Raw genomic sequence first — 23,059 nt, 5'->3', positions numbered from 1 at the left:
TGGTGAAGAACGTCTGCTCCCAAGGGTTAATAGACGCCTTCCTCCCCGAATTTTTTGGCCAGCGTATTGGCACCAAGTACAAGCGCCAGCCCGACAACCGATTTGAACAACCCGACAGCAGCACTATAACTGTACTGTGCCTGTGTGAGACCCTTCGTGTACACGTAGGTATCGAATACCTCGCCCACATCCCGGTTCGTCGGAGTCAGCATCAGGAAGATCTGTTCAAAACCTGTATCCAGGAAATTGCCCAGACGCAGAATGAGCAAAATGACGATGGTACTGCGAATGGCTGGCAACGTAATATGCCATGTCTGGCGCCAGCGATTCGCACCATCGATCCGTGCAGCTTCATAGAGCTGTGTATCCACGCCGGAAAGTGCTGCCAGGAAGATAATTGTGCCCCAACCGACTTCTTTCCAGATGGATTGTCCAACAATCATGGTTCGGAACCATCCTGGTTCAAGCAGGAATGCCACTTTTTGTCCAGTCAGGTTATAGAGCAATTCATTAATGGCACCACCCTCGGTTGTGAACAGCATGTAGAACACACCGACAACAACAACCCAGGACACAAAGTGTGGAACGTAAACAAGCGTCTGTACAAATCGTTTGAAGCGTTCACGGCGAATCTCATTCATCATGAGTGCCAGTACAATCGGCAGTGGGAAAAAGAACACGATGTTATAAATGGCAAGCAAAAACGTATTTCGGAACAAGGTCCAGAACTGTGGTTCCCCGAAGAAGCGCTGGAAATGCTTGAAGCCTACCCAGTCACTACCCAGAATGCCCTTGTAAGGTGTGTAATCCTGAAAAGCCATCGTAATGCCATACATGGGTATGTATTTGAAAATAACAAAGTAAAGCACACCCGGTATTAACATGATATAAAGCCACCGGTTTTTGATGATGTCTCTCCACAGCAGGTTTTTGTCACTGCGGGTAGCGGGTCGTGTCCGAGCCGCCGTTTCGGCTTTCATAGTGTCTTCCTCCCCACATTGGAAACGATTACATAACATCACTTCCTGAATTCATGTCTTCATTGTGGCGGATAAACGGATGACTGGCTATCGTCTCGTTTTAGCCTCTTGTTTTCCCTGATGCAGTAATGATTCCGGCTATCTTTCCGACTTGATTTGGAGAGAAAATGAACTGCTTTTAACCTGGATATTCCTGTCTTAACTCCATGGATTTAAGCGCCTGCTCCCTCCATCCGGGCATGAAAAAGCCTGTCTGCCATGACGGGCAGAGCAGGCTTCGTTTATCGCTGCTGCTCCCGGTACTTGCCGGGGGTTGTTCCTGTAATTTTACGAAACATACGGATGAATGCGGTTGGATTGGTATAATTTAATTTCTCGGCAATCTCCGATATTTTCAGGTTCGTTGTCTGTAACCAGGTCTTCGCTTTTTCCATACGGTACTCTGCCAGATATTCAGTAAAGTTGACACCCGCTTCCTTCTTGAACACCCGACTTAGGTAGACGGGATGGAAATGAAGTTCTGCGGCACAGGCTTCCAGTGACAACTCACGGTCATAACGCTCTTCGATCAGTCGAATCATACGCCTTGCGATATTCATATATTGGGATTCTTCCTGTTCGCGCCAGAAACGCATAACCGGCTGGAACAACCGCTTGCGGAACCAACTTGTCATTTCGTCCAATGTGGACAACTTTAGCAAACGTGCCATGGATGCTTTTTCACCCAATACTTCGGCTACATCCCCACCTTGCTCCTGCACAAGCTGATACACACGTGATAGTAGCTGCACCATAATGACGGGGTATTCACTGAAATGAAGCTTTTTGTCTGCAAGCAGCCCCAAATATTGCGTAAAGTACGCGTCCGTTTTCTCTTCATCTCCTTGCTTGAGTGCAGAAGCGAGCTGATCCTCAATCATGCGTAACTGTGTATATAGTGCGGCCTCCATCTGACCACGGGGCTGAATATCTTCGTAATGCAAAATAATACGGCTGCCCAGACTTACCCGTCCTTGCAAAGCCTCTCGACTCTCCTGAACTGCTCTCGGCGTATCTCCGATACAGGAGTAGGGACGGCTGACGCCAATACTTACGGGCAGATTCAGATAAGTCACGACACGTTCGCGAATCCAGTCTGCCTGGGTATGCATCCATTCCTTCAGTTGCATCTCATCATCCAGCTCGGAGGCAAGCATCGTGATCTGAGCATCATCCAGCATGACCGGGGTGAACCGAACTTTGGAAGGCAGAAGCTCACCTACCATATTGTTGACGGCAAACAGTAGCAGATCCCGATCCTGTTCTTCATACCGGGTCCCTTCCAACGTATCAATCTGAAGCATAAGCACGCCAAGACTTGCCCACCCTGTCGGAAAATCGTACAGTTCTCCCTGATATCTGAAATCCTCTTCCGAGATTTTGCCTGTTAGCAGTTTCGTCATAAAAAACTCCTGGAGGTGCACATGCTGCCCCTTCATCTGTTCACGCATCGTTTTCTCCGAACTGAACAACGTCGACAATTGTTCCTCGATATAGATAAATTCATCCTGACGACGTCCGGAAGGAGCGACTGGAGCATCTAATCCCTTTGTAAATTGTAGTAGTCTGGAGATCGGTGAGTACATCCGCCGACTGCCGTAGATGGCGACGAGTCCTGTTACACATAACATGACCAATGTTGCGACACCCGTGACCAATGCAATTTTCTGTGACTCAGCTGTGATCTGTCCAAACGATACGACGGACACATACAACCAGCCATTAAGCGGTGACTGCCTGTAGCTGACCGCGACCTGTTTACCCTCCACCTCCGCACTGAAGAAGCCTTCTGGTTCCCCCGTCGTCTGGACGATCTCGTGGATTTCCTGATTCAGTCTGTCGTATTTCGTACCTTGGCTTGTATCGTTCAAAAAATATTTCTGATCCCTGTCCAGGACGTACAAGTCACCGGAATTCGGATTACGACTCAAAAAGCTGCTAAGTTCAGCGTCCGCGATATCGATGACCAGGAAACCTTTAGGTTTCACATTGGTTGGGATCATCGGGATTTTGAATACCATACTGACCACATTATCGGATGATATCAGAGTAGGGGCTTGTTCTGGTGTTAATTCACCCATGCCTGCTGAGACAGGTACACTTTCTTTGGCTGAACTCACATTCTGAGTGACCCAGAACAAGCTGTTGGTGTACGTCAGGTAGGAACCAATCCGGTCCCGAATGCTGAAATCATCCAATTTGCCAAAAGAACGCATCGAAACGACCCAGTCTTCATCCAAATTAACCAGATACGCCTGGTCAATAGACGTAACCGCTTGCAGATTGTTAAAACCGGACGTCAGATCACGAATCTCCTGAAATTCGCTGCTGTCCAGCGGTTTCTTCATCGCTTGTAATACCAATGGAGAGTTTACGTACTGGATGGATGACAATTGCAGGCTGCGAAGAACTTGCTCTACCCGCATTTGAGTCTGATGCAATATCTGAAGATTGCTCTCACGCACTTTCTGTTCAATGTCACGCGATGCAATCGTATACGAGACAGAGCCAATAACAATAACCGGAAGGGCTCCGAGGATTAGGGTAAAACAGAGCAAACGTAGTAAATATTTAGGCAAAAAGAGCATCCTCCTTTGTATAAAATCGCTTTCATTGGATTATTTTACTATTGTTATTTTAAAACCCATTCTTATTCAAGTCCACTTATTTATTCTACTAGGTTGACTTTAAGACAATTTCCAGTTTATATTGGTTGCATATTCCTCAATCAAAGGAGAGATTTTTAATGTCGGTGAATGTTCTTAACTAACCAAGTTTAATATTCAGGAGTTTGGCCTTTCATGACGCTTGTGCCCACATGGCATACGTGTATTTCTTGATGTGCCAGATCCCTGTACTTAGTTAAGAACAGCGGATATCATAAATCGCCTCCGGGATTGTAATTGTCCGGGTCTATTTCCGCGCTGTGTTCAGCGCGGATTTTTTTATATAGACCCTATCGTGGACTCTACTTTCCCATACGTTTAGGGCAGAGAATGACGTTTGTTCATTCTCTGCCCTTTTTGCGTTTTCCGGGAATATGTTTTAGTGCGTCAGCTGAAATCCCAATTCAAATTCAAGGAGAGATTACGTATGAATGAAAACACATTGAACAGTTTAGGCTATCCACAAATTCAAAAAAACGTTGCAGACTGTGCTCTATCTTATCTGGGCAAACGTTATGCGAGAGAACTGAAACCCATGGTTGATGCTCACCTGATTCAGATTCGCCTGGAAGAAACCGCAGAAGCCGCTGCATTGATCCGTTTCGGCGCAAGTATCCCCCTCCCTTCACTGGAAGGCATGGACACGATTATGGATCTGCTCGGCACAGGATATCTATTCAGTGAACGGGACTTCAGTCATCTCGCTCAGTTCCTGCGCAGCTGTGCACAATTAATGAGATATATGGAGGGTAAAGCTGGGGCCGCTCCCACCGTCAGTCGCTATGCAGCATCCATGATTCTAATCGAACCTTTGCTGAGTGAGATTGAGCGCTGCATCCATAGTGGACGCATTCAGGATCAAGCGAGCAAGGAACTGATTCGAATTCGTAAAAAAATGACAGTGAATGAGGAACGCATGAAACGAAAGCTTGATTCTCTGGTAAGCAAACATCGCTCCATTATGCAGGAACATGTCATCAGTCAACGCGGAGGAAGAACGGTACTGCCTATTAAGAAAGAATTCCGTAAGCAAGTCAAAGGCAGTGTACTGGATGAATCGGGAAGCGGGCAAACCGTCTATATTGAACCCACCGAGTTAGTAGGTCTGCAGATAGAACTGGCCTCATTGCAGGCCGAGGAGTCCCGAGAAGAGATGAGAATTCTCGGTGATTTAACTTCCCTTGCAGAATCCTACAGCCGTGAGATTGCCCTGAACACCGAAACGGTGGGTGTGCTGGACTTTCTGTTTGCCAAAGCGAAATATGCGGCTACCATGGACGGACGTATCGTTCGAGTCAATACACGCGGCCAGATCAACCTTCAGCGTGCACGTCATCCGTTCATGGGCTCGTCCATGGTTCCCCTTGATTTAGCAATCGGCAGAACGTACTCGTCCCTCATTATTACGGGCCCGAATACTGGTGGTAAGACGGTAGCGCTCAAGACGCTAGGTTTGCTTACCCTGATGATGCAATCCGGTCTGCTCATCCCTGTGGACGAAGGTGGGGAGATGGCCGTTTATCATGAAGTGGCTGTGGATATTGGTGACGGGCAAAGTCTGGAACAAGCACTCAGTACATTCTCTGCACATATTCGCAATATGATTGGCATCCTGGAACAGGCCAATCCATCGACGCTTGTGCTCATTGATGAGATGGCTTCCGGCACAGATCCCGGTGAAGGGGTCGGATTGTCCATTGCCATGCTGGAGGAACTGCACAACCGTGGAGCAACCGTTGTGGCGACTACCCATTTTGGGGAAATCAAACATTTTGCAGCGGCCACGCCAGGATTCGAGAATGCCCGTATGGAATTTGACACCGTTTCTCTCCAGCCGCTGTATCGATTGCGTATCGGAGAAGCTGGTGAGAGCTATGCTTATTCCATAGCATTAAAGCTGGGAATGCCACAACGAATTATCGAGCGTTCCAAGTCCTTATCAGATCAAAGTATTTCAAGAGATCGGTCATTCGTGTTCACCTCACCTCCATTGGCAACCCCAGCCCTGACGCCTGAGCGTCCCGTTACAGAAGCAAACGAACCAGCAGAGTGGAAGCGGATTAAGTCGAAGCATTCAATGGATACAAAGAATCCTTCCAGTTCACATAAAAACACAAAAATAAGAGAGTCGGATTCTCCTACTCCTGCCAAACCTTTTCGCAAAGGGGATCGGGTGTATGCGGCCTATCTCAATCAGTCGGGCATTGTCTGTGATGTGGAGGATAGCCGTGGAAATATCGGGGTCATGCTACGCGGACGCAAAGTCAAAATTCATAAGAAACGCCTGACCTTGCATATATCTGCCAATGAACTTTATCCGGGCGATGACTATGATCTGGACATTGTGCTTGAGACAAAAGAAAACCGCAAGAAACGCAAATTGATGGGACGTAAACATGTGGAAGGACTACAGATCGAATTACCGCCTGAAGAATAGCCAATGGGAGAACCAGATGTCGTGAATTGGAATTTATATGTGCAGTGAAGTACTGTGAATTCCATGATCACCGGCGCATTTCTGTTATACTGGGACCAGTATGTTCAACTTCAGCTCGTAGCTATTCACAGGGAGGGAAGAACCGAATGTCTGCAGAACAAGACGATCAAGAGCACATCCATATCAATGTTCTTGTCTGCCCTTTATGCGGTGAAGCTAATCACTGCTCCTATGCCGCAGGACATCCTCATTCGGAATGCTGGTGTAACCGGGCTACTTTCCCCGAGGGTGTATTTGACCGTATTCCACCAGAGCAGCGCCGTAAATCGTGCATATGCCAACGCTGTCTGGATGACTATGCCGATAAACGCCAACCAAAAGAAGAGCCACACAGTTAACAACTGTATGGCTCTTCTTCTATTATGCAGCATCTATAATATCTATACTGTTAGCTGCCTACCTTGCTCTTACATTTGGTTATACTGAGCAACGGCCTGTTCAAGTACCGGATGATGTGCATCCATGGACGTATATTGATGGAGTGCAGCCACAATTCCCTTCTGGCGGATCATGTCCTGCAGTTCAACTGCTTCCGGATCATCCGAGACATCGAATTTGCAGGCTGCTGCCATGCCCATAGCCAGATAGGTCGTTTCGGTTCCATCCTCATAGGCCTGAAGGGCCGGGCGAACCAGACGATCATTTGGAGACAGCTTGCGCAGCGGAGAACGTCCAACACGCGTAACCTCATCGGTGAGATATGGGTTGACGAACCGCCCCAATATTTTGACAATATACTGCTCATGCTCTTCCGGGTTGAATCCAAACCGTTTCACCAGCACATCTCCGGTTTCCTGCAAGGCACCATATACAATGGATTTTACCTTTTCATCGGCAATAGCCTTCTGAATCGTGTCATACCCGTGCACATGACCGATATACGCAGCCACACAATGTCCTGTATTTACAGTGAACAGCTTCCGTTCAATATACGGTTCCAGATCATCGACATAGACGATGCCCTCAACTGACTTGAATGCAGGAGCCATCTGGGAACGATCCACCACCCACTCGTAAAAAGGCTCCACCTGTACATGTAACGGATCGTCATGATGCTGAATGGGTACAATCCGGTCGACTGCCGAATCGGGGAAATAAATATACTGATCTGCAAGCAAGCGCACGTTCTCATCGAGCAGAGCATACACATGCTCTTTCAGTTGTGTACTGGCTCCAATCGCATTTTCACAGGCAATGATATGAAGAGGTTTCTGAACAGAACCCGCTCCCAATCTTGCCTCAAGACCCTTGGCAATGCCGGATGCAATATGTTTCAGCACCCCTACACCCACTGCGGTTGTAATCAGGTCGACTTCCATCACTGTTTGGGCAACCGTCTCCAGTCGAGTCCCATCAATGGCATTCACACCCGTGACGGTCTCCTGATCCTTTCTTTCGTTAGCCAGTTCCACCGTATACTGTCCCCGTTGCTGAAGAGCCGTCACCAGTTCCTGATTAACATCGGAGAAAATCACCTCATACCCTGCACGAGACAGTATCAGTCCGATAAATCCGCGTCCAATGTTACCTGCGCCAAAGTGCAGAGCCTTCATAGCTCCATTTCGCTTTCCAGAATTGCGATAACTTCTTCGGCTGTTTTCGCCAAACGCAGAGCCTCCATGTTCTCATCTTCCGCACAGATCACCGCAATGCTGGTCAGGATCTCCATATGTTCCCCGCCTTGAGCCGCGATACCAATGACCATATAGGCTTTTTCTTCTCCAAAATCAACACCCTGTGGATACTGAATGACAGAGATACCTGTAGATATAATGAAGGATTTGGATTCCTTCGTCCCGTGTGGGATTGCAAGGCCGTTCCCTACATAGGTCGAGACAATCTCCTCACGTTCAATCATCTTGTCGATATAATCAACGGTAATATGTCCCGCATCCTTCAGAATCTGTCCTGCCATACGAATCGCTTCGTATTTGTCCTGAGCCGTCGCATTCATGATGACTTTATCTGTGGTTAACATACTCATAATGGTTGACCTCCAATTTCGGTTTTACTGCGATAAAATCCAACGAGTTCCTGGGACAGGTAATGAATAAGTTCATCCCTGATTCCCTTTTCCAACAATGTAATCATCTCTTCCTGCAATAACAGAGCACTGATCTCACTGAGAACCTCCAGGCTTTCCTTGGATAATTCTCGGGGACCAAGCATCAAGAGGATGTGGGTAACCCCAGCAGGATCATCCGGTGTACAAAGGAGCGGCTCGGTTAGCTGAAACAGGCTGATGGACGGCCTGTAGATGCCCTCGCTGCGTGTATGAAACAGCGCAAGTGTTGTGCCAGGAATCTTCTGGCTCCCTACTGCTTCACGGGCCTCCAAACGTTTCGCGATCTCCTCGGGTTCCTTCAACACACCTGATCCATGGAGTACCTTACACATCGCATGTACAGTTTCATAGAATCCGTACTCTTTGTTGTCCAATGGGAATACATGGAATTTGCCTATAATTTGGACAATTTCGATAAGAGTTGCTTCCATGCCCTCGGACTCGGAGTACCGATTTGTCGTCTGAACCTCAGCTTCACGGGGCTTCTTACGCTCCCGCTGTAACGTTGTTGTTCTAATAAAATGACGTAGCTGCTCACTCTCTTCTACTGTGAGCAGCGGACTGACCTTGTAATACTGATGCTTATCCATTGGCAGATCGACAGTAGATAACACCAGGTCATATTCATCCGTGGGGATCCGGGCAGCTTCGTACCAGGACACACTATCTACGATACGAATCTCGGGAATCTCTTTCGTCAGCCGACTGGAAAGCATCCGCGATGATCCGATTCCGCTTGTACACACAATGATCGCCCTGATTTCCTGTTTCAATGCACGCAACCTCTCGATGGAAGCTCCAAAATGCATCACTAAAAATCCAATCTCTTCATCCGGGACGTCCATGCCTGGCCATGCTTGATGCACCGATTGTTTGACATCTTCGAAGAGTGAATCATAATCCTTGCGAATCTGTTGCAACAGCGGATTACGAATCACCTGCTGTCCTTCAATTCGCTCCATTACAGGCTGCATATGACCAATCAGCCCTTCACGAAGCAAACGATCCTCATGAAAGGCATAATGAGTTCTCTGCTGCATCTGATCCAGCAGTGAATGTACCCTATCCAGTAAAATCAAGTCGTCTACCGGCAACAACCGTGACGAATGTATCCGCTGCTGTGTCTCAATCAATAATTGGTGAAAATAAGCTTGCTCATCTTGAGAAAACGTCAGCCCAAGTTGGGTGGATAGAACACCGCACAAGCGTGAAGCCATATAAGGTGGTACCTTGTTCTCAGCCTGCTCGTCATCATGATTTCCCGTTTTCTCTCGGGGAGAGTTCCGGCCAATACCAAAGCCTTTACGAATACGGACAACGGCTACAGATAATCGAATCAGCAGCTTCATGTACTGCCGCTCCGGGATGTTCTCCAGCCATTCGATATCCGGCTGCCACAACGCATTCTCCACTGTAAGAACATCGCCGTGTCCGATCATATCCAGCAGTTTTTGGTTTACGATGGAGCCCCTTGCTCGGGCTGTCTTCCGAACAGATCGGTCTCATCCAGAAACTCCAGGGCGAGTGCAGCTATCGCTGTCCGATGAGTCGTCTCACTTCCGTTCATCTTGACACCATATCCACGTCTGCGAACCAGCTTCAGTCCAGCCTGACGAATTCGTGACTCCAGATCATCGAGATCATTGGTTACGGTGGACACGGTCACTTTCAGATCCGAAGCCAGGGCCAGCAACTTCACAGGCTCCGACTCATCAAGCAGGATACAAAGTATGAAGAGCTTACGCTCTTCCGGCGTAAACTCTACAACTTCTTTACCCTCCAGTTGCTGGCGCAATACAGTTAGATCATCGGAACCGGAATCGATTCGAATACCGGTTCCTGATTTTTTTTCCAGCCTCATACCCAAAGGTTCTAGCCATTGTTCGATCATCTGAAGTTCCCGGTGAACCGTTCGGGTACTGACCTTGACTTCTACAGCGATTTCGCCAGCAGTCACTTCATGTGGATGTTCCAGCAGAAACTCCACGATTTCACGTTGTCTTTTGGTAATACTCATAGCTCAGCCTCCGACTCAGGGAAGACGAATGCGTCCAATTATTTCAGACGTTCAACGAGCGCATCGTATTCCGGGCTTTTTAGGAAGTTGTCAATGGATATATGTTCTGCGTTCGGCGCGACGGAGCGAGCACGATCCGTTAATACTTGTTGTGTAATAACCACATCTGCATCCTGCGGGATATCACTGATGGCCGTATTGGTCACCGTAACGTCAATCCCCTCTGCCTTCATCTTCTTACGTAGAATGGAAGCGCCCATGGCACTCGATCCCATGCCTGCATCACAGGAGAAGACAATCTTCTTCACATCTGTTTTCACTGTAGGAGAAGCCATATCTGCGGCTCTGTCTGCTTCACGATGATTAGCCGTAATGGCAGCATTTGGCGTAGCTCCTTGACTCTTCATATCTTTCATTCGACCGGATGCAGACTCCAGATCCTCATCCTTTTGTTTTCCTGTTTTTAACAACAGTGCTGCAATCAGGAAGGAAACTACCGCTGCTACAAGCACCCCTGCGAGCATGGGGAGGTATCCACCTCTTGGTGTTAAAAGGGAATACGCGATGATACTACCCGGTGATGGTGCAGAGACAAGCCCTGCTCCGGTAAGCATAAATGTTAATGTACCTGCAACGCCGCCTGCGATTGCGGCAAGAATCAGAATAGGTCTCATTAGAATGTAAGGGAAGTAAATCTCGTGAATTCCCCCGAAGAAATGAATGATAACCGCACCGGGTGCAGAAGATTTGGCCATTCCGCGTCCGAAGAAGCAGTAAGCAAGCAAGATACCCAGTCCCGGACCCGGGTTGGATTCAAGCATGTATAATACGGATTGCCCTAATTCTCTCGCTTGATCTGTTGCAATGGGGGTTAGAATCCCGTGATTGATTGCATTGTTCAGGAACAATACTTTACCTGGTTCAATAATCAGGTTGACCAGCGGCAACAAACCGAGATTCATTAAGCCCTGGACTCCAGATGATAATACTTTGCTAATCGCTTCTACAGCAGGCCCGATGCCCAGTAGCGCAAAAATTCCCAAGATCCCGCCAATAATACCTGCTGAGAAGTTGTTGACCAACATTTCAAATCCGGCTCTGATTTTGCCTTCAACGGCTTTATCAAATTGTTTGATAATCCATGCTGCGAGTGGCCCGGCAATCATGGCGCCGAGGAACATCGGGATATCACTACCCACAATGACCCCTATGGTCATGATGGCACCTACGACACCGCCACGCTGACCATGCACCATCGTACCCCCGGTGTAACCGATCAGCAGCGGCAGCAAATATTTGATCATGGGATCAACGAGCTGTGAAAGAGTCTCGTTAGGGAACCAGCCTGTTTTGATAAACATGGCCGTAATTAATCCCCAGGCGATAAATGCTCCCATATTGGGCATAACCATACCACTCAGGAATCGGCCGAAACGTTGCACACCTACCCGTAGCCCACCTTTGGAATTGGACGATTGGTCCAAATTACTCATTGTATTATCCTCCTCGGATCAATTGATTATGATATTGAAAGGGGTATCATCTCTCCCCTGCTGTAATCCTAAGCGAGAATGCTCTCTTGTTCAATAAAATGAAAGCGTACTTTCGTCATGAACGATCATGACAACATTAGGTTATGTAATCGTTTTTATCTAGGCATATTGGTTAAATCCGTTGATATACAAGGCTTTTCTCGCCTATGATTTATATCATTTCCAGAATCAATTTCTACTCAATAGCTTGCTCCAATTCACTTATTAACATGCCAACTCAGCTTGGATCAGCGCGCCAAACGGTCCTCGGAAAACACAAAAAACCCGTGCAAGCATCAGGCTCGCACAGGTGGAAACAACATGAAGCAACTCTCGTTGTGTTATATATCATATGTTAATAAGTACAAGTTCGTTGATTCTACTCTTCGGTATGTTTGCGATATGCGTCCGCATTCATCAAAGTGGACAATGCTGCTGTCAGATCTCCTTCAACACGGATCTCGATCATCCAGCCTTCTTTGTAGGGAGAGCTGTTCACCAACTCAGGTGAATCCTGTAGTGAATCATTGACCGCAATAATTGAACCATTGACCGGGGAGAACAGATCTGACACCGTTTTGACCGATTCAATCGTTCCAATGCTGCCTTCTGCCTTTACATTCGATTCAAGGTCAGGCAATTCCACAAACACAATGTCACCCAGCTGATGCTGTGCGAACTCGGTAATGCCAATACGTACAGTATCCTCCCCTACGGTTTGCACCCATTCGTGCTCTTCACTGTACAGGAAATCACTTCTCAATTCGCTCATCGATATCCGCCTCGCTTTTCATTAATGAGTGCATGCATTCTTTGGCCTTAACCTTTTTCCCAGAATATAGCGTATGATATTTCGGATTCAAATGTCAAGATACCTTACAATTTAATTAGGATTCACCTCCAATAACCGCAAACAGAATACACTATTTCTACATATACTGGTGAATATTAGAATAGTAAGCGCAGTCTTTTGAATTACACGAACAATAATATCATATACCCATTAAATATTCGGTTTCTATTCATGTTCTATGATATCGTTCTTGACATCAACAGGGGATTCACGTTTTAATGAGAGGAGTAACTTATGTTTATTGAACGATGTGTAACCCGCGGATGAATGTAAAGGGAGAGATTGCCCGTGATACCCCATTCGGGATGTGCATGAGGCGACGCCGAAGGAGTAAACCACCGATAAGCGGGGGTGAATCTCTCAGGCAAAAGGACTTTTACGGGACGCAACTCTGGAGAGCATCTATTCGCCCTGTGCGGGCGTTATGATCACCCAAGGGGAAACCTGCTGCAAGATGGCGGCGGGGTAACTCTCAGGTACAAGGGACAGAGCCTTAGAATACAGCGTGCTACTTGGCATGCCGATTCTTTGGCCTGTCCTTTTCCTTTTTCCCAAAAACGAAAAACAGGATTCAGATCGGCGCTGTCATAGCTGCCTTACCATACTTATCTACTAAAGATCTCTAAATGAAAATTTATAAATACCCTGGTTCATTGATCCACGATTCCATATTCGGCCGGTTGACGGCCCATGACGAGGTGATATAATGTCCGATTTGCTTAGAACACCACTCTTCTCCCTGTATCAGCAATATGAAGGCGTACGGTGCATTGATTTTGGAGGCTGGGAGCTTCCTGTGCAATTCAGCGGAATCCAGAAAGAACATGAAGCTGTACGTGAGCGTGCCGGATTGTTCGATGTATCCCATATGGGCGAATTCACGGTACAAGGTGAACAGGCTGAAGCTTTTTTGCAACAACTGATGACCAATGATGTGACCGCGCTGGTTTCCGGTCAAGCCCAGTATACCCTGATGTGTTATCCCGATGGCGGTGTGGTGGATGATCTGCTCGTGTATAAGCTGAAAGATCAGCACTATATGCTTGTCGTTAACGCCTCCAATATCGCCAAGGATTGGGCATGGTTACAAGAGCATCTGATCCCTGGCGTGAACATGACTAACGATTCGGAGCAGACAGCTCTACTGGCCCTGCAAGGCCCACTGGCTGTTGATATTATTGGAAAAGTTACAGATATCGATGTATCCACGATTGAGCCTTTCCGATTTGTACAGGATGTTGAAGTATGCGGTGTACCATTGCTGCTGTCTCGCACCGGCTATACCGGTGAAGACGGATTTGAACTCTATATACCTGCGGACCAGGCCGCTGCGGTCTGGAATCAATTAATGCAGGCTGGAGAAGGCCAGGGATTGGTGCCGACCGGACTTGGTGCAAGGGATACTCTGCGCTTTGAAGCCAAGCTTCCGCTGTACGGACAGGAATTATCGGCAACCATCTCTCCTCTCGAAGCTGGCGTTGGCATGTTCGTGAAGCTGAATGCCGGACCTTTTATCGGATACGAAGCGCTGTTACAGCAAAAAAATGACGGCCCTGCCCGCAAGTTGGTCGGCATCGAAGTGCTGGAGCGCGGTATTCCCCGCCCCCACTATCCGATCTACGCGGAAGGCGTACAGATTGGTGAAGTGACGACAGGCACGCAGTCGCCTACACTGAAGCGTAATCTGGGCCTTGCCCTTATCGACAGCAAATATGCTGCGCTGGGAACCCAGCTTGAGATTGAGATCCGCGGCAAGAAGCTGAAAGCCGAGGTCGTGAAGACCCCTTTTCATAAACGGCCACGTTCGTCAAAGACACCTACTCAAGGAGCTGATCAAGCATGAGCAAGCACCGCTACATTCCCATGACCGAGCAGGATCAGAGTGCCATGCTCGCAACGATCGGCGTGGATATGCTGGAGGATCTGTTTCAGGACATTCCGAAAGAGATTCGCTATCAGGGCAAACTGCCCGTTTCCTCCAAACTCGATGAATATGCGCTGACACGTCACATGTCCAAACAAGCTGGCGCCAACGCCAATTTCGAAACACACGCCAGCTTCCTAGGCGCAGGCATATACGATCATCATGTGCCTTCCGTCATTAATCATGTCATTTCCCGTTCCGAGTTCTATACCGCCTATACACCTTATCAGCCTGAGATCAGCCAAGGTGAACTACAGGCCATCTTCGAATTTCAATCGTACATCTGTGAATTAACGGGCATGGCTGTAGCCAATGCGAGCATGTATGACGGTGCAACTGCCTTTGCAGAAGCTGGTAATCTGGCCGCAGCAGCAACTCGTCGGAAACAGCTCATCGTATCCCGCACCGTGCATCCGGAAGCACGTCAGGTATTGCAAGCTTATGCACGCGGACTGAGTCTGGAGATTGTTGAGATTGGCTATAAGGATGGAGTAACTGACTGGGTTGCCCTGCAAGCCGCCATCTCGGACGATACCGCAGCGGTCATGATCCAGAGCCCGAACTTCTTCGGTGCCGTGGAAAATGTAAAACATGCTGCCGACCTCGTGCATGCGCACAAGGGTCTGCTCGTCGTAAGTGCTAACCCGCTATCGCTGGGCCTGCTGGAAGCCCCAGGCAACCTGGGTGCTGACATCGTCGTTGGCGATGCGCAGCCACTTGGCATCGCCGCTTCGCTCGGCGGCCCTACATGCGGATATTTCGCCGTATCCCAGGCTCATATGCGCCGGATTCCTGGCCGCATCGTGGGCCAGACCACCGATCGCAATGGCAAGCGTGGATTTGTACTCACACTGCAAGCACGTGAACAACACATTCGCCGCGAAAAGGCGACCTCTAACATCTGTTCCAATCAGGCGTTGCTCGCCTTGAGTGCATCCGTGTATATGTCCATTATGGGTAAACAGGGCATGATTGATGTCGCGGATCTGAATCTGCAAAAGAGTCATTACACCCTGAATACATTAACTGCGATTTCAGGCATTAGCCTGACGTTTAATGCACCAACATTCAATGAGTTTGTGATTAAACTTCCTGAAGGAACCGACGTGGATGCCCTTCAACTGAAACTGCTGGATGCGGGCTTTATTGGTGGCTACGAACTTGGACGTGATTATCCGGAGCTTGCCGGACATATGCTGATTGCTGTTACCGAACGACGCAGTAAGGAAGAGATTGACGAATTCGCACGAGCATTGGAGGGATCGCTGTGACTCAGGAAACGACGACGACAACATCAGCACAAGGACCATCCGAAACGGCTACCTCCTTCTCCACTTCAGCTCAACCTGAGAGAGAGGCAACATTCAGTGCACAGACCTTATCTCCTGCTCCGGAGCAAACATTGATCTTTGAACTAAGTAGTCCTGGACGTGTCGCTTATTCCCTGCCGGAATGTGACGTGCCTCGTCTGGCTCCTGACACTTTGATTCCCCGGGAAATGCTTCGTTCGGAGGCAGCAGCACTGCCAGAAGTGTTTGAGGTGGATGTCATTCGACACTATACTGCTCTGTCTCGTCGTAACTTCGGGGTAGACAACGGTTTCTACCCACTGGGCTCATGTACCATGAAATATAACCCGAAGATTAATGAAGATGTCGCACGGTATAATGGATTCGCCAAAATTCATCCGTATCAGCATGAATCCAGCATTCAGGGCGCACTCGAACTGTTGTACACCTTACAAAACGACCTTGCAGGTCTGACCGGTATGGATGCGGTGACCCTGCAACCAGCCGCTGGTGCTCATGGCGAATGGACTGGACTCATGATGATTCGGGCTTATCACGAAGGTCGTGGTGAACAGCGTACCAAAGTGATCGTACCTGACTCTTCGCACGGCACGAACCCGGCAAGTGCAACCGTTGCAGGATTTGAGACCGTGACGATTCCATCCCGCGCAGACGGACTGGTCGATCTGGACGCACTCCGCGCAGCCGTTGGTTCAGATACTGCCGCACTGATGCTGACGAACCCGAATACCCTTGGTTTGTTTGAGAAAGACATTCAGGAAATTGCATCCATCGTGCACCAGGCTGGTGGCTTGCTATACTACGATGGAGCCAACTCCAATGCCATTATGGGCATTGCTCGTCCGGGCGATATGGGCTTTGATGTAGTGCACTTGAACTTGCACAAAACGATGAGTACCCCTCATGGCGGTGGTGGCCCTGGAGCTGGACCAGTAGGTGTGAAAAACCGACTGATTCCGTTCTTGCCTAAACCGATGGTAATCAAGAATGAACAGAGCCAGTATGCTCTCGACCGTGAAGGCGATCAATCCATTGGTCGGGTGAAAGCCTACTACGGCAACTTTGGTATTCTGGTTCGCGCCTATGCCTACATCCGCACTTATGGACCGGAAGGGCTACGCCGTGTATCGGAGTGTGCAGTGCTGAATGCCAACTATATGATGGCGCGTCTCGCACCTTACTACGAGATTCCGTATCCAGGCGTATGCAAACATGAATTTGTCATGTCTGGTCGGGGATTGAAGCAGTATGGTGTGCGCACACTTGACGTTGCCAAACGATTGCTTGATTTTGGATATCACCCACCTACGGTGTACTTCCCGCTCAACGTGGAGGAATGCATCATGATCGAGCCGACAGAGACCGAAAGTAAAGAAACGCTGGATGGGTTCATTGATACAATGATCCGTATCGCAAAGGAAGCGAAAGAGACACCTGAACTTGTGCTCAACGCACCTTATGGAACACCCGTAACACGTCTGGATGAGACGACCGCTGCGCGTAAACCTATACTGAACTGCGCTTGCAGTTAATGATAAAGTATAGCATGTAAATCAGTGCTCTTGTTGGTGATAACTGCACCAGCAAGAGTATTTTTGTTACGAGTTGCAGATGCTTATTTACGCCCTCAAAGTCCCCACTAATAAGCCTCTTCCTGCTCGTATTCCCCTCTACCCATACCCTTTCTTCCTATTCTTCTCTCCGACTCGATTTCTTACTTATCTATCTCATCCATACACCTCTTCTCTATGTTCACACACAAAAAAAGCCGGCACCCACATGACTGCGGATACCGGCAAAATCGCTACATGAATGCAGCTCATTATCGGAAAAAGAAAGACCTAAATTTCGGAGAAACCCTCCGCAAAATTACGATTGAATGCTTTGAACCAATTCAACGACTTGTTCAGCCGTTTGCATATCCAGAGCTTTGGCAGCCAGTTCTTGCATATCCGCACGGGACAGCTTCGTGATCTGACTACGAGCTGGCAGAATGGATGTTGCGCTCATGCTGAACTCATCCAGTCCAAGACCAAGCAGCAATGGAATTGCTGTTTCGTCTCCTGCCATCTCACCGCACATGCCAACCCATTTGCCTTCACGATGCGCTGCATCGATAACCATTTTAACCAAACGCAAAATGGCTGGGTTGTAAGGTTGGTACAGATATGCCACTCTTTCATTCATACGGTCAGCAGCCATCGTGTATTGAATCAGATCGTTGGTTCCGATACTGAAGAAATCCACTTCTTTGGCAAACTGATCCGCCAGAACTGCAGTCGAAGGAATTTCGACCATGATTCCGAGTTGAATACTGTCTGATACAGCAATCCCTTCAGCAACCAGCTTCTCCTTCTCTTCGAGCAGGACAGCCTTCGCTTCACGGAATTCACCAAGTGTTGCGATCATGGGGAACATGACACGCAGGTTTCCATGTACGCTTGCACGCAGCAATGCACGCAATTGTGTACGGAAGATATCCAGACGGTCCAGACACAGACGAACTGCGCGGAAGCCGAGGAATGGATTCATTTCTTTTGGCAGATCCAGATATGGAAGCTCTTTGTCTCCACCGATGTCGAGTGTACGAACAACGACAGGTTTGCCTTCCATTTTTTCCAGTACCGCTTTGTAAGCATTGTACTGAATGTCTTCGGAAGGAAGCTTGTCTCTACCCATGTACAGGAACTCGGTACGGTACAGGCCTACCGCCTCGCCACCATTCTCCAGAACACCTGTTACATCATTCGGTGTACCGATGTTGGCTGCAAGTTCCACATGAACGTTGTCCACCGTTATAGTTGGCTCATCACGCAGTTTTCTCCACTCTGCACGTTGTGCATCATACTGTTCCTGTTTGGCACGGTATTCAGCAATAACGTCATCTGTAGGATTAACCAGTACGTGACCATCCAGACCATCAACAATGATTATATCGCCTTGTTTCGCTTGAGCCAGGATGTCCTTGGTTCCAACAACAGCTGGAATTTCAAGAGAACGAGCCATGATCGCAGAGTGAGAAGTACGTCCACCAATGTTGGTTGCGAAACCTTTAACAAATTGGCGATTCAGTTGAGCCGTGTCAGAAGGCGTCAGATCCTCCGCAAGCACGATTACTTCTTCGTTGATATCAGCCGGACTCATGAAGTCGATACCAAGCAAGTGATTTAGCACACGTTTGGTAACATCACGCATGTCTGCTGCACGTTCTTGTAAGTATTCACTCTTCATGTTCTCGAACATGGAGATAAATTGCGATGCTGTTTCATTCAAAGCAAATTCTGCATTGATCATGTCATCTTTAATGCTAGCTTTAACCGGATCAATCAGTTCCGGGTCATTCAGAATGAGCAAATGCGAAGCAAAAATCTCAGCTTTTTTCTCACCAAGCTCTTGTAAAGTACGCTCTTTGATCGCCTCAAGCTCAGCCTGGGACTTGCCCAGAGCCGAGTCGAGTTTCGCGATCTCTGCGTCAACGTCGTTAATTTGGCGTTTTTCTACAGAGTAATCAGGATGCTCCAAGATAAACGCCTTGGCGATAGCAATACCCGCCGAAGCCGCGATCCCGGAGACATTAAGCATTAATTTCGCCCAACCCTTCGTTAACCATAACGTCAGTCAAAGCTTGAAGTGCTTCAGCTTCGCCTTCACCATCAACGATAATGTTGATTGTATCGCCTTTTTCCAGACCAAGAGAAAGTACACCCAGGATGGATTTCAACGTTACTTTTTTACCGTTAGCTTCTGCAAAGGATTCTGCACCTTTGAATTTGTTAGCTGTATTAACCAAAGCTGTCGCTGGACGTGCGTGGATACCATCTTCGTCTGTAATTTTGAATGTTTGTTGCATTAAAATCATCTCACTTTCAGTAGTTTGGTTTAGGCATTGCATATATTTACACTTGCTCGCCATCGTCGTAACACTTCTTATTTTATCTCAATGATTGGCTGATCGCCAACTTTCAGCACTCCACTCTTCTTCAGAGTAACTGTAGAGCCTTCTGGCAGGTTGGTGAAAATGATCGGTGAGATGATCGATGGAGCGTTTGCTTTCACATACTCCAGATCCACTTCCATAATCGGCTGACCTGCCGATACCAGATCACCTTCCTGCACAAGTACGTTAAAGCCTTGACCTTTCAGCTTCACCGTATTAACACCTATATGAACAAGCACTTCCTTGCCTCCGTCAGACATGATGCCCACGGCATGTTTGCTTGGAAATACATTAAACACTTTACCATACACAGGGGATGTTATTGTGCCATCATGTGGCAGAACAGCGAATCCGTCACCTGTCATTTTCTCGGCAAAGACCGGATCAGGTACATTCGTAATGTCCATTAACTCACCATTGACTGGCATCACGATATCCTCGGCAACAATACGCTCGCCTTGCTCACCTTGTGTTTTCTCCTCTTCAGGAGTCGGTTTAGCATTAACAGCTGGCGTTGGAGCCGGTGTTCGCCCTGCAATGATATCCTGCATTTGAGATTTGATCGTATCGGAACGTGTTCCGAAGATGGCCTGAACATTATTACCCACTTCAAGCACACCAGATGCACCCAATTGTTTCAAACGATCTTTTTTCACATTGGATTTCTCGTTAACTTCAATCCGCAGGCGAGTAATACAAGCATCCAGATGTTTGATATTCTCCTTGCCACCGAATGCTTCGAGAATATTGTGTGGCAGATCATCCGTTGAACCGGAACCTCCACCAGACTCTGTTTCAGGCGTTTCGTCTTCGCGACCTGGTGTTTTGAGATTGAACTTACGAATGATCAATCGGAATCCGAAGTAGTAGATCACCGCAAGAATCAAGCCGACGATAATAACGTCCCACCATGGTGTTCGGTTCGGAATAATCCCGAAGATCAAGAAGTCAATGAACCCACCGGAGAAGGTCATCCCGATTTTGACACCAAGAATCTGCATGGTCATGAAAGACAAACCTGCAAAGATACAGTGCACAGCGAACAAGAGTGGCGCTACAAACAGGAACGAGAACTCAAGCGGTTCTGTGATCCCTGTCAGGAATGAGGTTAGCGCAGCCGAACCCATGATCCCTGCTACATACTTTTTGTGTTCCGGTCTTGCTTCATGGTACATCGCAAGCGCCGCGGCTGGCAAACCGAACATCATGAACGGGAATTTACCAACTTGGAACGTTCCCGCGGTGAGGTTCACACCATCACGTAGTTGATTAAAGAAGATTTGCTGATCCCCACGAATAACGTCTCCGGCTTTGTTCACGTACTCACCAAACTCAAACCAGAATGGGGAGTAGAAAATGTGATGCAGACCGAACGGAATAAGGGACCGTTCTACGACGCCGAAGATGAATGCCGACAATGTCGGACTTGTATCTACCATGAAGTGAGATACAGTATTCAGCCCATTTTGAATTGGAGGCCAGATAATCACCAGAAGCAACCCAATTACGAGGGAAACTAACGAAGTGATAATCGGAACAAAGCGTTTACCTGCAAAGAAACCAAGATAAGACGGCAGTTCGATTCTGAAGAACCGATTGTAACACAGCGCGGCGGCTATACCTATAATAATACCGCCGAACACACCCGTACTTAATGTTGGGATACCCAAGATGCTGGCATAACCCGGTACTTCGCCAATCATTGCCGGGGTAACACCTACTGCGGTACCCAGTGTGACGTTCATGACCAGATAACCGATAATGGCTGCAAGACCCGCAACCCCCTCGCCACCGGCCAATCCGACGGCTACACCGACGGCAAACAGCAATGCCAGATTATCAAATACGATCTGACCTGCATTCATCATGATTGTTGCGATCGAGTTCACCCAAGGGGTGTCGAGCGCCGTAACATATTGCAAGAAATCCGGATTCACCAACATGTTACCAATTCCGAGCAGCAAACCTGCTGCAGGCAGAATCGCTACAGGCAACATGAGTGCTTTACCTACTCTTTGCAATACACCAAAAAGCTTTTTAAACATCGCGTCGTATTCACCCTTTCGTCTAAGTTGTATGTCGTGATGCAAGCAAGGGAACCAAAAAAAGGCATGAATTAATAAAGTAAACTGTGCCTACCTTGGGGTATAGCATACCCTGTATAAGGTAAGAACAATCACACTCTAATTAACTCATGCCTGATCGAGTCAGTAACACGTCGCTTATGTTTATTCAGTTGCTTGATTACGGAGACCATTGTAGCACCACTTCAGAATCAATGCAAGCCTTTACACCAAAAATATTCAGACTGCATTCCATCCCTGGAATGATTTCACTTATTCTCTTCTTCTTTCCGTTGATTCAGCCGTTGAAGATGAATCGTCAGGTAGCCTACTTCTGCAGGATAAACAGGCAGATTCAATCTTTTCTCCATCACTTTGGTCAGCTTCCATGCAAGCGAGTACATTTCAGGGTACTCCAATTTGAGCAGTGAATCCAATTTATGAAGTTCTTCGACTTTGTCTCCCCGGCGGACGCGTTCAAGGGCGAATCGAAGATGAGTCAGCAAGCGAGAGTAGTCGAGTGATTCCGTTTCGAATGAATAATCGAGCTGATTGGACACCAGGTTCACCAGATCGGTAATTAATTGTGAATGTTCACGTACCTGGGATATATTCTGATTGGTCATCGCGCTATAGATATGAAGTGCAACAAAACCAATCTCATCCATCCCCAAATCTACGCCCATTCTCTCTTTGATCAGACGAACAGCGTACTCTCCCATCCGATATTCTTCAGGATATATCTCGCGGGTTTCATATAGAAATGGATTCTGTATGACAATTCCCTGCTCCTTGCGTTTTAACGCGAAAGAAATATGATCGGTTAATGCAATATGAATATGCTCATTCAGAGGAACGTCCGTACGCTCTGCAATATACGTAATGACTTCGTTGATAATCTCGATCAAGGCCTCATCCACCTGTGGAAGAAGCTGCTTGTACTGTTCCTGCTCCTGCTGGTTTTTCAAAATGAACATTTTCTCCACAGCCATCAGTGGAATGTGGTCACTCGTTTTTCGGTTAAAGCCTATGCCCTTACCAATAACAACGACTTCCCCATGCTCAGGATGCTGTGCAATGATAACATTATTATTTAGCGCTTTATCTACATGCAGGCTGCTCATTGTTTGCACCTCTTTTTTCGCACCATCTTAGGTGTAATTAAGTCACACCCTG

Annotated in this window: 17 protein-coding genes and 2 riboswitches; of the genes, 5 read left to right on the top strand and 12 right to left on the bottom strand. The window is 47.8% G+C overall.

All coding sequences use genetic code 11. The annotated features are described in order from the left end of the window. Positions 1-26: 26 nt before the first annotated feature. A complete protein-coding gene (locus C0Q44_RS10835; RefSeq protein WP_105407234.1) occupies positions 27-980 on the bottom strand; it encodes an ABC transporter permease in 954 nt (317 codons plus the stop codon). 281 nt (positions 981-1,261) lie between these two features. After that, complete coding sequence (locus C0Q44_RS10830) at positions 1,262-3,598, bottom strand: helix-turn-helix domain-containing protein (protein WP_181150928.1); 2,337 nt, start codon at positions 3,596-3,598, stop codon at positions 1,262-1,264. Between the two features lie 514 nt (positions 3,599-4,112). Between C0Q44_RS10830 and C0Q44_RS10825 the strand changes: the two genes are divergently transcribed. After that, positions 4,113-6,122, top strand: a complete 2,010-nt coding sequence (locus tag C0Q44_RS10825; protein ID WP_105407232.1) for an endonuclease MutS2 — start codon at positions 4,113-4,115, stop codon at positions 6,120-6,122. A gap of 146 nt (positions 6,123-6,268) precedes the next feature. Beyond that, a complete protein-coding gene (locus C0Q44_RS10820; protein ID WP_105407231.1) occupies positions 6,269-6,520 on the top strand; it encodes a cysteine-rich CWC family protein in 252 nt (83 codons plus the stop codon). A gap of 69 nt (positions 6,521-6,589) precedes the next feature. On the opposite strand, the gene C0Q44_RS10815 is transcribed toward C0Q44_RS10820, so the two are convergent. The 6 genes from C0Q44_RS10815 to gcvH form a co-directional block, all read right to left on the bottom strand. Next, positions 6,590-7,735, bottom strand: a complete 1,146-nt coding sequence (locus tag C0Q44_RS10815; RefSeq protein WP_105407230.1) for a mannitol-1-phosphate 5-dehydrogenase — start codon at positions 7,733-7,735, stop codon at positions 6,590-6,592. After that, positions 7,732-8,166: a PTS mannitol transporter subunit IIA gene (locus C0Q44_RS10810; protein ID WP_105407229.1), complete on the bottom strand. Its 435-nt coding sequence runs from the start codon at positions 8,164-8,166 to the stop codon at positions 7,732-7,734. The genes C0Q44_RS10815 and C0Q44_RS10810 overlap by 4 nt, the downstream gene beginning before the upstream one ends. Continuing rightward, positions 8,163-9,686: a BglG family transcription antiterminator gene (locus C0Q44_RS10805; protein ID WP_258166239.1), complete on the bottom strand. Its 1,524-nt coding sequence runs from the start codon at positions 9,684-9,686 to the stop codon at positions 8,163-8,165. Before C0Q44_RS10805 ends, C0Q44_RS10810 begins: the two co-directional genes overlap by 4 nt. A 17-nt stretch (positions 9,687-9,703) precedes the next feature. Beyond that, positions 9,704-10,264, bottom strand: a complete 561-nt coding sequence (locus tag C0Q44_RS30870; RefSeq protein WP_258166238.1) for a BglG family transcription antiterminator — start codon at positions 10,262-10,264, stop codon at positions 9,704-9,706. A 38-nt stretch (positions 10,265-10,302) separates the two neighbouring features. Continuing rightward, entirely contained in the window at positions 10,303-11,757 is a 1,455-nt protein-coding gene (locus C0Q44_RS10800; RefSeq protein WP_105407228.1) for a PTS mannitol transporter subunit IIBC, read from the bottom strand. A gap of 418 nt (positions 11,758-12,175) precedes the next feature. Continuing rightward, positions 12,176-12,568, bottom strand: a complete 393-nt coding sequence (gene gcvH, locus C0Q44_RS10795; RefSeq protein WP_105407227.1) for a glycine cleavage system protein GcvH — start codon at positions 12,566-12,568, stop codon at positions 12,176-12,178. A 344-nt stretch (positions 12,569-12,912) separates the two neighbouring features. Next, positions 12,913-13,035, top strand: a riboswitch (glycine riboswitch). Between the two features lie 3 nt (positions 13,036-13,038). After that, a riboswitch (glycine riboswitch) is annotated at positions 13,039-13,140 on the top strand. A gap of 215 nt (positions 13,141-13,355) precedes the next feature. On the opposite strand from gcvH, the gene gcvT reads away from it, so the two are divergent. The 3 genes from gcvT to gcvPB all read left to right on the top strand — a co-directional run bounded on the left by gcvT (position 13,356) and on the right by gcvPB (position 17,415). Beyond that, positions 13,356-14,492, top strand: coding sequence for a glycine cleavage system aminomethyltransferase GcvT (gcvT, locus tag C0Q44_RS10790; RefSeq protein ID WP_105407226.1), 1,137 nt, complete (start codon positions 13,356-13,358; stop codon positions 14,490-14,492). After that, positions 14,489-15,844, top strand: coding sequence for an aminomethyl-transferring glycine dehydrogenase subunit GcvPA (gcvPA, locus tag C0Q44_RS10785; RefSeq protein ID WP_105407225.1), 1,356 nt, complete (start codon positions 14,489-14,491; stop codon positions 15,842-15,844). Before gcvT ends, gcvPA begins: the two co-directional genes overlap by 4 nt. A gap of 131 nt (positions 15,845-15,975) precedes the next feature. Then, a complete protein-coding gene (gene gcvPB, locus C0Q44_RS10780) occupies positions 15,976-17,415 on the top strand; it encodes an aminomethyl-transferring glycine dehydrogenase subunit GcvPB (protein WP_105407682.1) in 1,440 nt (479 codons plus the stop codon). Between the two features lie 337 nt (positions 17,416-17,752). On the opposite strand, the gene ptsP is transcribed toward gcvPB, so the two are convergent. The 4 genes from ptsP to glcT form a co-directional block, all read right to left on the bottom strand. Continuing rightward, positions 17,753-19,465 (bottom strand): phosphoenolpyruvate--protein phosphotransferase, encoded by a 1,713-nt coding sequence (ptsP, locus tag C0Q44_RS10775; RefSeq protein ID WP_105407224.1) that lies wholly within the window; start codon positions 19,463-19,465, stop codon positions 17,753-17,755. Next, complete coding sequence (locus tag C0Q44_RS10770; RefSeq protein ID WP_105407223.1) at positions 19,458-19,733, bottom strand: HPr family phosphocarrier protein; 276 nt, start codon at positions 19,731-19,733, stop codon at positions 19,458-19,460. The genes ptsP and C0Q44_RS10770 overlap by 8 nt, the downstream gene beginning before the upstream one ends. Before the next feature lie 77 nt (positions 19,734-19,810). Then, positions 19,811-21,865, bottom strand: a complete 2,055-nt coding sequence (gene ptsG / locus C0Q44_RS10765) for a glucose-specific PTS transporter subunit IIBC (RefSeq protein WP_105407222.1) — start codon at positions 21,863-21,865, stop codon at positions 19,811-19,813. A gap of 287 nt (positions 21,866-22,152) precedes the next feature. Beyond that, entirely contained in the window at positions 22,153-23,007 is an 855-nt protein-coding gene (gene glcT, locus C0Q44_RS10760) for a glucose PTS transporter transcription antiterminator GlcT (protein WP_105407221.1), read from the bottom strand. Positions 23,008-23,059: the final 52 nt, after the last annotated feature.

It is taken from the genome of Paenibacillus sp. PCH8, from assembly GCF_002968835.1.
GTDB lineage: Bacteria > Bacillota > Bacilli > Paenibacillales > Paenibacillaceae > Paenibacillus.
Note: the sequence above shows the minus strand (reverse complement) of the source record. Positions and strands in the feature narration are given on the sequence as shown.

Excerpts from the sequence above, each read along its gene's own strand:
- C0Q44_RS10835 (WP_105407234.1), bottom strand. The coding sequence starts at position 980 with ATGAAAGCCGAAACGGCGGCTCGGACACGACCCGCTACCCGCAGTGAC.
- C0Q44_RS10825 (WP_105407232.1), top strand. The coding sequence starts at position 4,113 with ATGAATGAAAACACATTGAACAGTTTAGGCTATCCACAAATTCAAAAA.
- C0Q44_RS10820 (WP_105407231.1), top strand. The coding sequence starts at position 6,269 with ATGTCTGCAGAACAAGACGATCAAGAGCACATCCATATCAATGTTCTT.
- C0Q44_RS10815 (WP_105407230.1), bottom strand. The coding sequence starts at position 7,735 with ATGAAGGCTCTGCACTTTGGCGCAGGTAACATTGGACGCGGATTTATC.
- C0Q44_RS10810 (WP_105407229.1), bottom strand. The coding sequence starts at position 8,166 with ATGAGTATGTTAACCACAGATAAAGTCATCATGAATGCGACGGCTCAG.
- C0Q44_RS10805 (WP_258166239.1), bottom strand. The coding sequence starts at position 9,686 with ATGATCGGACACGGCGATGTTCTTACAGTGGAGAATGCGTTGTGGCAG.
- C0Q44_RS30870 (WP_258166238.1), bottom strand. The coding sequence starts at position 10,264 with ATGAGTATTACCAAAAGACAACGTGAAATCGTGGAGTTTCTGCTGGAA.
- C0Q44_RS10800 (WP_105407228.1), bottom strand. The coding sequence starts at position 11,757 with ATGAGTAATTTGGACCAATCGTCCAATTCCAAAGGTGGGCTACGGGTA.
- gcvH (WP_105407227.1), bottom strand. The coding sequence starts at position 12,568 with ATGAGCGAATTGAGAAGTGATTTCCTGTACAGTGAAGAGCACGAATGG.
- gcvT (WP_105407226.1), top strand. The coding sequence starts at position 13,356 with ATGTCCGATTTGCTTAGAACACCACTCTTCTCCCTGTATCAGCAATAT.
- gcvPA (WP_105407225.1), top strand. The coding sequence starts at position 14,489 with ATGAGCAAGCACCGCTACATTCCCATGACCGAGCAGGATCAGAGTGCC.
- ptsP (WP_105407224.1), bottom strand. The coding sequence starts at position 19,465 with ATGCTTAATGTCTCCGGGATCGCGGCTTCGGCGGGTATTGCTATCGCC.
- C0Q44_RS10770 (WP_105407223.1), bottom strand. The coding sequence starts at position 19,733 with ATGCAACAAACATTCAAAATTACAGACGAAGATGGTATCCACGCACGT.
- ptsG (WP_105407222.1), bottom strand. The coding sequence starts at position 21,865 with ATGTTTAAAAAGCTTTTTGGTGTATTGCAAAGAGTAGGTAAAGCACTC.
- glcT (WP_105407221.1), bottom strand. The coding sequence starts at position 23,007 with ATGAGCAGCCTGCATGTAGATAAAGCGCTAAATAATAATGTTATCATT.